The 8,257-nt window shown below is 67.4% G+C and carries 7 protein-coding genes and 2 pseudogenes; 8 read left to right on the plus strand and 1 reads right to left on the minus strand.

Annotated features, from left to right (window positions below):
• The first annotated feature begins 587 nt into the window (after nucleotides 1–587).
• The 8 genes and pseudogenes from ACZ4Z5_RS22325 (at nucleotide 588) to ACZ4Z5_RS22360 (ending at nucleotide 8,165) form a co-directional block, all read left to right on the plus strand.
• Nucleotides 588–1,667 (plus strand): C2 family cysteine protease, encoded by a 1,080-nt coding sequence (locus ACZ4Z5_RS22325; protein WP_468265356.1) that lies wholly within the window; start codon nucleotides 588–590, stop codon nucleotides 1,665–1,667.
• A gap of 6 nt (nucleotides 1,668–1,673) precedes the next feature.
• Complete coding sequence (locus ACZ4Z5_RS22330) at nucleotides 1,674–1,937, plus strand: DUF6406 domain-containing protein (protein WP_468265358.1); 264 nt, start codon at nucleotides 1,674–1,676, stop codon at nucleotides 1,935–1,937.
• Nucleotides 1,938–2,313: 376 nt separating this feature from the next.
• Nucleotides 2,314–3,117: pseudogene (locus ACZ4Z5_RS22335) on the plus strand (thioredoxin domain-containing protein); the annotation flags it as partial.
• Nucleotides 3,118–3,173: 56 nt separating this feature from the next.
• Nucleotides 3,174–4,832 (plus strand): recombinase family protein, encoded by a 1,659-nt coding sequence (locus tag ACZ4Z5_RS22340; protein WP_468265360.1) that lies wholly within the window; start codon nucleotides 3,174–3,176, stop codon nucleotides 4,830–4,832.
• Nucleotides 4,833–5,619: 787 nt separating this feature from the next.
• Nucleotides 5,620–5,886 carry a hypothetical protein gene (locus ACZ4Z5_RS22345; protein WP_205383545.1) on the plus strand — a complete coding sequence of 89 codons (267 nt, stop codon included), beginning with the start codon at nucleotides 5,620–5,622 and terminating at the stop codon, nucleotides 5,884–5,886.
• Nucleotides 5,867–6,385 (plus strand): DUF6879 family protein, encoded by a 519-nt coding sequence (locus ACZ4Z5_RS22350; RefSeq protein WP_368861096.1) that lies wholly within the window; start codon nucleotides 5,867–5,869, stop codon nucleotides 6,383–6,385. The genes ACZ4Z5_RS22345 and ACZ4Z5_RS22350 overlap by 20 nt, the downstream gene beginning before the upstream one ends.
• A 9-nt stretch (nucleotides 6,386–6,394) precedes the next feature.
• Complete coding sequence (locus ACZ4Z5_RS22355; RefSeq protein ID WP_468265363.1) at nucleotides 6,395–7,243, plus strand: helix-turn-helix domain-containing protein; 849 nt, start codon at nucleotides 6,395–6,397, stop codon at nucleotides 7,241–7,243.
• A gap of 760 nt (nucleotides 7,244–8,003) precedes the next feature.
• Nucleotides 8,004–8,165, plus strand: coding sequence for a DUF397 domain-containing protein (locus tag ACZ4Z5_RS22360; protein WP_468265365.1), 162 nt, complete (start codon nucleotides 8,004–8,006; stop codon nucleotides 8,163–8,165).
• A 6-nt stretch (nucleotides 8,166–8,171) separates the two neighbouring features.
• Here ACZ4Z5_RS22360 and ACZ4Z5_RS22365 read toward each other — a convergent pair.
• Nucleotides 8,172–8,257: pseudogene (locus ACZ4Z5_RS22365) on the minus strand (IS5/IS1182 family transposase); the annotation flags it as partial.

Here is an 8,257-nt window from a genome sequence, read left to right on the forward strand (position 1 = left end):
GCCTGGATGCCTCTGATCCGCATGCGGCGCCGGAGCCGCCGGAAGCGGAGGAGGGAGCGACCCGGACGTCACCCGAGGCTCCCGGGCCGGCGGAGCGCGATCTGCCCCCGGCCGCAGCGGAGCCGTCGGAGCCTGTGGGACCTGCCGAAGGACCGGTAGTTCGAGAGGAGCTCGACGGCTCAGCAGAGGCTCCGGACCCGATGGACGTGCCCGCATCCGAGGAGTCCGGACGGGAGGAGTCCCGCCAGGAAGAGCCACCGGCCACTGAGGGCTCTGCAGATGCGACCGCAGAGGCCGCAGAGTCTGGTGAGGGCGCGGGAGCCGGGGCGTCCACGCGAGGCTACGAGCGAGGGAGCCCCGCACTCGACGACGGACGGAACGAGATCTCCGGCTCCTACGAGGCCCCGGCTCCGGAGGCCGGGACCGACTCGTCCGAGGAGAGCCCGGCGGAGGACGTGCCGGAGCCCGGCCGCGCGGAAGAGCCCGCAGCCGCGCAGCCCTCCGATGGCGAAGCCCGCCGGCCGGAGTCGGCGGACCGGCCTTCGGGCGGCGGCCCGGAACGGAGCGAGCCGGACGCCCCCGGTCCCGTGCAGGAGGCCGACGGAACTGAGGCCCCGCCGGCCACCGACGACGCCCCCGTACAGCGCGCCGAAGACGCCGACCCGGCCCCGCCGACCGATGCGGCGTGTGCTTCTGAACCGGACGGGCCGGAGAGCGCACCCCTGGGCGACGGTCTGAGGCGGGTCTGGGACGCCGTCAGACCCTCTCGGGAGCCGGCGGACGCGCCGACTGAGCTGCGTGCGACGGTCGACAGGCCCGATTTCGTGCGAATGGAGCTGCCTGAGGAGAATGTTGTTCTCGTCGACTACGGAACTCCGCTGGACCGGCCTGACGGGAGCCGGAAACCGTTGTTCGACGGGCCTCCCGCCCGCGGACAGACCCAGCAGGGGCAACTCAACGACTGCGGGGTCATCGCCGCGATGGGTGCTGTTGCCGGGCACACGCCCGAGGCCATCTCGGGGAGAATGAAGGAGAACGAGGACGGCACATACGAAGTGATGCTTCACGAGGCGAAGTACACGGTAATCGGTGACTGGCGCCGATATGAACCCACGGGTAGGGACATCGTGCTCACCGTGACTCCTGATCTGCTGGTGTCCTGGGACAAGCCGAACGAATCGCTGTATGCGCGTACCAATCGCCATCCAGCCTGGCCGGCGATTCTCGAGAAGTCGCTGGCCGGCGTGGACCAAACATGGGGCGAGGGCCGTATGAAACGCGGGGAGGGTTATTTTCGACTCGACCAGGGCACTTTCCCGAACGATCGTGCAGAAATCCTTACTCAGCTCACAGGGCGCCCGGCCTGGACCGAGGATTTTCCAACGCGCTACGATGCGCAGGGCCGCAGTCCCGACAAGCAGCTTTTGAACGCATTCCGCGAAAAGTTGGCCGATGGTCTCCCGGTTCTGGTGGGTACGGAGCAGCCCGAAGGGCAGCATCAGCCTCTCCCCAAGGGGCTCATCGCTGGTCATGCGTATGAGGTGACCGGAGTGGACGATCGATCCCTGATTCATCTGCGGAATCCGCACAACAAGCGCCATCCGGAGCCGCTGACTGTGCAAGAATTCCGCAAGTGGATTAAAAATCGTTATACAGCACTGGAGTGAACTGGCATGTATTACCCCATTCCCCTGAGGACGGGGGTCCCCTTTCCGCGAGGGAGCGTGGACATTGTTGTCATGCATGTGCAGCCCTGCGAAGGGGGGGCGGGCCCTGTCGTCCACCTTTCGGTGGCGAACGACGATGGCAACGACTACCGCTACGAGTTGATGGCCGGTGACACATTCCCTGTGGAGGGGGAGGGGACTTGGAGGATCGAGCAGGCAGAGGCCGATCCGGGTGAGCGGGCCAAGGTTGTGATCAAGCGGATCGCCTGATGGCGCTCGTTCGCCCAAGTGCCATCCCAGGTGTGACGTGGTCCTCCAGCGGAAGACGCGGCGTCTATGCCGGGGCTGCACCCATGCCTTCGCCGTGCTGAATTCTGCCCTGGACTCCGGCGCTCCAGCAGGGGCTTCGCCGCCTCTCCCGCTGACCGGCTTCGTGGCAGCGGGACTGCAGCCATCGGCGGTCACCACCGGGCACCACGCCGTATCCCGGTGCGCCAGCCGTCATGTGTGTGAGGCCGGTCCCGATCATCGCAGAGATTCCCTCCCGTGGCGCCGAAGACATGAGACGGTCCTGTTCCGTGGCAGCCCCGGATCGTCCCGCTGTGCCGCGGGCGGCCCGTCGCCCCTTGTGCGCAAGGATGGGGGTATGCCCAACCGACTCGCGCAGGCCACGTCCCCGTACCTCCTCCAGCACGCGGACAACCCCGTTGACTGGTGGCCGTGGGAGGCGGACGCGTTCGAAGAAGCCCGGCGGCGCGATGTCCCCGTGTTCCTGAGCGTCGGCTACAGCGCGTGCCACTGGTGTCACGTCATGGCGCACGAGTCCTTCGAGGACGACGACACCGCTGCGTACATGAACGAGCACTTCGTGTCCGTCAAGGTGGACCGTGAGGAGCGGCCGGACGTCGACGCCGTGTACATGGAGGCGGTACAGGCGGCGACCGGGCAGGGCGGGTGGCCGATGACGGTGTTCCTGACCCCCGACGCGGAGCCCTTCTACTTCGGGACGTACTTCCCGCCGGAGCCCCGGCACGGGATGCCGTCCTTCCGGCAGGTGCTGGAGGGCGTGCAGGCTGCCTGGGCCGAGCGGCGGGACGAGGTCGACGAGGTGGCCCGGAAGATCACCCGGGACCTGGCGGGCCGTGAGCTGAGGCTCGCGGACGGTGCGGGAGTGCCCGGCGAGGAGGTGCTCGCGCACGCGCTGCTCGGGCTGACCCGGGACTACGACGCACGGTACGGCGGGTTCGGCGGGGCGCCGAAGTTCCCGCCGTCGATGGTGATCGAGTTCCTGCTGCGGCACCACGCCCGCACGGGCGCCGACGGCGCGCTCGAGATGGCCGTGCACACCTGTGAGGCGATGGCCCGCGGCGGCATCTACGACCAACTGGGCGGCGGATTCGCCCGCTACGCGGTGGACCGCGAGTGGATCGTGCCCCATTTCGAGAAGATGCCTGTCTAAGGTCCATCACTTACGTACCATTTCCCCTGAGAACAGAGGGGGTTGTGGTGCGCGAGGATCACGCGACGCTCGTTGGGTTGGGGCTCAGCCCTGAGGAACTGGAAACCCTGGGATTGGACAAGCCTGCGACGGCGGACCCGTCCGGCCTCATGGATGCCTACCTGCGACGCAGCAACAAGAAGGAAGACCTGGCCACGCTGCGGGGGCACCTGCGAGACGTGGTGCGCTGGACGCAGGCGAACGGGCTTCAGATCCGGCACGTCTGGTTTGAACAACTCTCGGCCTCCAAGACCTACGTACGGCGCAGGGAGTTCGAGAAGGCCACACAAGCGATCATGGATGGCAGGTCCAAGACGCTCGGTGTGTGGAAGACGGACCGCTTCGACCGGCGCGGCATGGGTGCGGTGGGCCGGATGCTAGACGAGTTCGACCGCCGGCAATCGCGGCTCGTCTCCGTGTCCGAAGGGCTGGACTCATCACAGGGCGGCCGCATGGTCTTCGCGATCCTGAGCGAACGCGCCAGGGAGGAAGCGAAGGACACAGCGAAGCGCGTGAAGATCGGCCATGACTCGCACAAGGCGGAAGGCCGAAGAGGAACGGGCAGGCCACCGTTCGGTCTCTACAGCGCCCCCGGAAGCGGCAAGGTCGAACCTCATCCCGACGAGTACGGCACAGCTCGCAGGCTGGCGGATCTCTTGCTCGACAAGAAGACGACGAAGGACACGGCCCACCAACTCAATGAGGAGGGGTACCGGACCCGGAGCGGTGCCACCTGGTCGCCCACGGCGGTGAGCAAGCTGGCTCAGTCCCCGCTCTTCGCGGGCATGGTCCCGGTCCGGCGGCGTAAGACGGACGAGCACGGCAACCCCTTGGACAGTTGGGAGGGGTACGGCGAGCCCCTGCGCAACGAGAAGGGCGAAGTCGTCATGTGCGGCAGGGGGGTTGTGACGCCGGGCGAGTGGTTCAAGATCAAGGCCCTCATCGCCGAACGGACCGATGAACGGTGGGCGAAGGGGAAGCCGGAAGCGAAGTACCTGGGGACGGGGAGCTACCGGTGCGGGCGGATGCGGGACAAGAAGGGCACGGGCGAGCTTGAACCGTGCGGCGGCTCGATGAGCCACCGTGGCGGACGCTACCGGTGCGAGGTCCGGCAGACGCGGGGCAAGTCGATCTGCGAGGGAGTGGTGACCCTCGCCGACCGCATCGACCACGCGGTTGGACAGGCTTGGATCCACCACATCACGGCCCTTGAACCGGGTGACCCGGTGGTCATCGAGATAGCCCGCCGGTGGCTCGCCTTCGCGGACCCCGAAACGCAGGCGAAGAAGGAAGAGGCCCAGAAGGCCCTTGAGGCCGCCCAGCGGCGTGTGAAGAAGCTCGAAGACGACTTCTACGTGTACGGGAAGATGGACGAAGAGCGCTTCGAGGAGCTGAGCGAAGGGCAGCGCACCGTTATCGAGAGCACCGCCGCGACCCTTGAGGCATTGGATGCGGAGGCAGACCTCTCGCCCCTCACCCAGATCGACACTCTGCGTGAGGCATGGGAAGCGGCGGACATGGCGGACAAGCGGATGCTCCTGAAGTGCGCCCTTGGAAAGAAGGGCATCACGGTCAAGCCCGCAGCACGGCAGGGGGATCACACCCCGATCTTGGAACGGCTTGAGTTCGACTGGCTGTCGAAGAAGGACACCATCACCAAGAAGTGAGTTCGAAGCACAAGGCCGAGCATCGGACCCGGCCTTTTCCATTTGTCGCGGCCCCGCGTGAGCGTGTCGGGACAGCGCGGACGGCCCCGCTGGCGCCTACGTGGTGACGAAGTGACGGAATGACGTTTAGTCCCATTCCATGCATAGAACTAAAAACACTATCTATAAGGGGTAACCCGGATTCAGGGTCACTTCGTCACTTCGTCACCGCTCATGCGCTGTCCCGGCTGTCTGTCCGGGGCTTCCTTGCGCCCCCACCGGGAGTCCGCCGTGACGAGGGCCAGGCCCGATGGTCGTGTCTCGCTCAGCGGAGATAACCACCTGTGGGTGCCGACCCGTTGCCGCTCCTGCCCCCGGTTCGGCTACGCCCCCGAGGATTGCCTGCCGGCCGATGCCCACCGCGAAGAACGCTCGGACGCATGGGGCATCGACTGCCCACAGTGCCCGGCGAACCCGCCTGGGTGGGGGAGAGCGGCCCGGAAGTTCCCGCGCGTGCCCGCCGGCGATCCCCGCCCCAGCTCGGAAAACGCGTCCTGGGTGCGGCTCCGCTTTTTGGGACGCTCGACCCTTGCGGCTACTGGGCAAGACCGTGTTTGGGCAGCCGAGAAAGGCACCCTTTAACGGGTCGATGAGCCATGTGAACGCCCCACGAAGCCCCCCGAGGCCGCCCGTCGCTGGGGTTGGCTGTCGGGGGCTTCCTGTGTCTCTGCCTGCCCTCTTGCGCTGATCGCGCGTAGGGGTGAGGCTCGTGCACGTCCGTGCAACCGACTCGGTAGAGGAGTGCCCAATGGCCCTAAAGTTCCTAGGGATTTGGCCCAACACACCGGACGACGGCTCGCCCACGATCTGGCTGGAGGAGGAGACGGGAGACCTGATCATCCAGTCATGGAAGGCGGACGAGGAGACCCTCCGGCAGGCTCAGGAAGTCGGATCGGTGCCGGGTCACTCCACGGACGTTCCGGAGCACGAGACCGTGATCCGGCTGCCCGCCAACATGCTTCAGTTCATCCCCCGCCCGGACAGTGAGGTCAACGGTGGCAACAGCGGTACGTGAATGCCTCGCAAAGGCGCAGCGCTCGGCGATGCACCTGGAAATGCGAGACAGCTACATGCGGGATGATCCGGAGTTCATCCGCTGGCAGGAAGGACACCGGTACGATCCGGCCGACCGCGAGTCGTGGTGGCGCTCGTGGCTGGACGTGGTGGCCGAGACGACGGGCCGGGGTGTGGTCATGCGGCGGTTGCGCGTCGTCTCCGAGCCGCTGAGCGACTACGTGCGGTACGAGTACGACGGCACCTTTACGAACGTCGCAGCGGGAGAGGACGTGCGTTGGCTGCCCCGCTCGCGCGCCCGTGATCTGCTCCTCCCCGCGCTGGACGGGTGGGTCATGGATGAGGAAACCGTGATCCTCCACCACTTCAGCGGCGAGGGTCAGTGGACCGGCCCGCGCATGGAAGTCCACCACGACCCGGCGTTGGCCGCTCAGTACGTCAGTGCGTACGAGGCAGCGTGGGAGCGCGCGATTCCTCACGCGGAGTACCGGCCGGGCTGATCACGCACCATGGCTGTCTCTGCATCTTCCAGCGCCCAGCAGGCCCGGCAGGCCCTCGCGAAACGCCTTGAGGACATCTGCCGGGATGCTGGCCTGACGGGGGCCGAACTCGCCGAGCGCTGTGGGTGGAGCCGGTCCAAGTCGTCCCGGATCATGAACGCCCGCACGCCCCCGTCCGCTGACGACATTCGGGCATGGTGCGAGGCGTGCGGGGCCGAGGACCAGACCGAGGACCTGATTGCCTCGCGGCGGACGGCCGAGGGCATGTGGGTTGGCTGGCGGCGCATGGAGCGGGCCGGGCTCAAACAGGCTCAGGAGGCCCGCCTACCGCTGTACCAGCGGACCCGCCGTTTCCGGTCCTACTCATCGTGGCTCGTGCCCGGCATGATCCAGACGCAGCCGTACACCACGGCGGCGTTGCAGGCGATCCAGCGACGGCGTGGCCTGGTGGACGACGTGGCCGAAGCGGTGGCCGCCCGCATGGAGCGTCAGCGGGTGTTGTACGAGGGTGACCGGCGGTTCGCGTTCCTCGTCGAAGAGTCGGTGTTGCGGGCTGGGATCGGGGGCGCTGAGGTCATGTCCGGGCAGCTTGGCCACCTGATCTCGATTGCCTCACTTCCCAATGTCAGCCTGGGAGTTGTGCCTATGACGCCGGATCGGGAGCGCTGGCCGGCTGAGGGGTTCTGGATCTATGACGCGGCACAGGTCAACGTCGAGTTGATCTCTGGCTATCTCACGCTCACGCAGCCCAGCGAGGTAGCCATGTACGCCGAGACGTTCGCGGAGCTGGCAGCGCTGGCGGTCTACGGGGGCCGCGCTCGTGCGCTGATCACGTCGGCCATGGATGCCCTCGGGTAACTCGCGTGCAACCTCGTGCAATCGCCTGGGAGTTGAGGTTCCGGTCTCCCTAGCGTGGTCGGCATCGGACCACGTGAGGGGACAGCGACGATGGCGAGAACGACCAGCGACACCGACGCACGGGGGGACGAGTACGCGACGTTCGCCCCGCAGGGGGAGACGTGCCCGGAGTGCTCCCGGCCGATCGGGGCCCTTGAGCCCTGCCGCCGTGGCACCGTGAAACGACAGTCCGGCCCGCCCGCTGTGGTCTACCGGCACAGCGAGTGCGCCAAACGGTACCGGCGGACGGCCGGGCAGTGACGCCCGCGAGCCTCCGGAGGCGTCCTGCGTGCCCGTTACCGGCCCCGGAGCTGGTCACTCTCATTGATCTCACGCAGGACCCTGACGGCCCGTACAGGGACTCTCCCGAGGGTTGGTGGACGGAGCGGGGCGGGGCTCAAGATCCGGTCTCCGGGGTGGTCTACTTCCCGCCCGGCAGCAACCCACCCCCATCCCCGTTCCGCAGCGAGCACAGGTGAGGCGGACGCGCGCCCTGGTGCCGGCCCTCGCCGAGTTCCTGGCGTGGGTCCTCGTGGGCTGGTGCTCACGCTGCACATCTAAGTTTCCCACCCCTTCCGTGATCGCGGCGGCGCGGGGCGGCAGGGGTGGGAGGACAAACCCCGTCCCGGTCGCTGAGTTACAGAAGGGCAGGCGGCCGAGACGGTCAGCAAGGCGGCGCGGGGACCGTTTCCCCGCTGCGTACTGCGAGAGGAATGGTCCCGTGTCCGTTGCACTCCCCGAGTTCGAGTTCGTCAAGACGGCTGCGTGCCGTGACGCCCGCGTGAACAACTGCCCCGAGGTCGCGATCAACGTTCCCGGCATCGTCGCGTTGCGCGACAGCGACCGGCCGGACACTATCGTCACGATGTCAGCCGCGCAGTGAGCCTTTTCAGCGTTGCCTCTCCAGGGTGAGGACCGCGGCGCCGATTGCGGAGAGGCGCGTGGGGCTGCAGCGGGCGCGTCGGAAGATCCGCC

Source organism: Streptomyces sp. NPDC030222 (assembly GCF_055573115.1).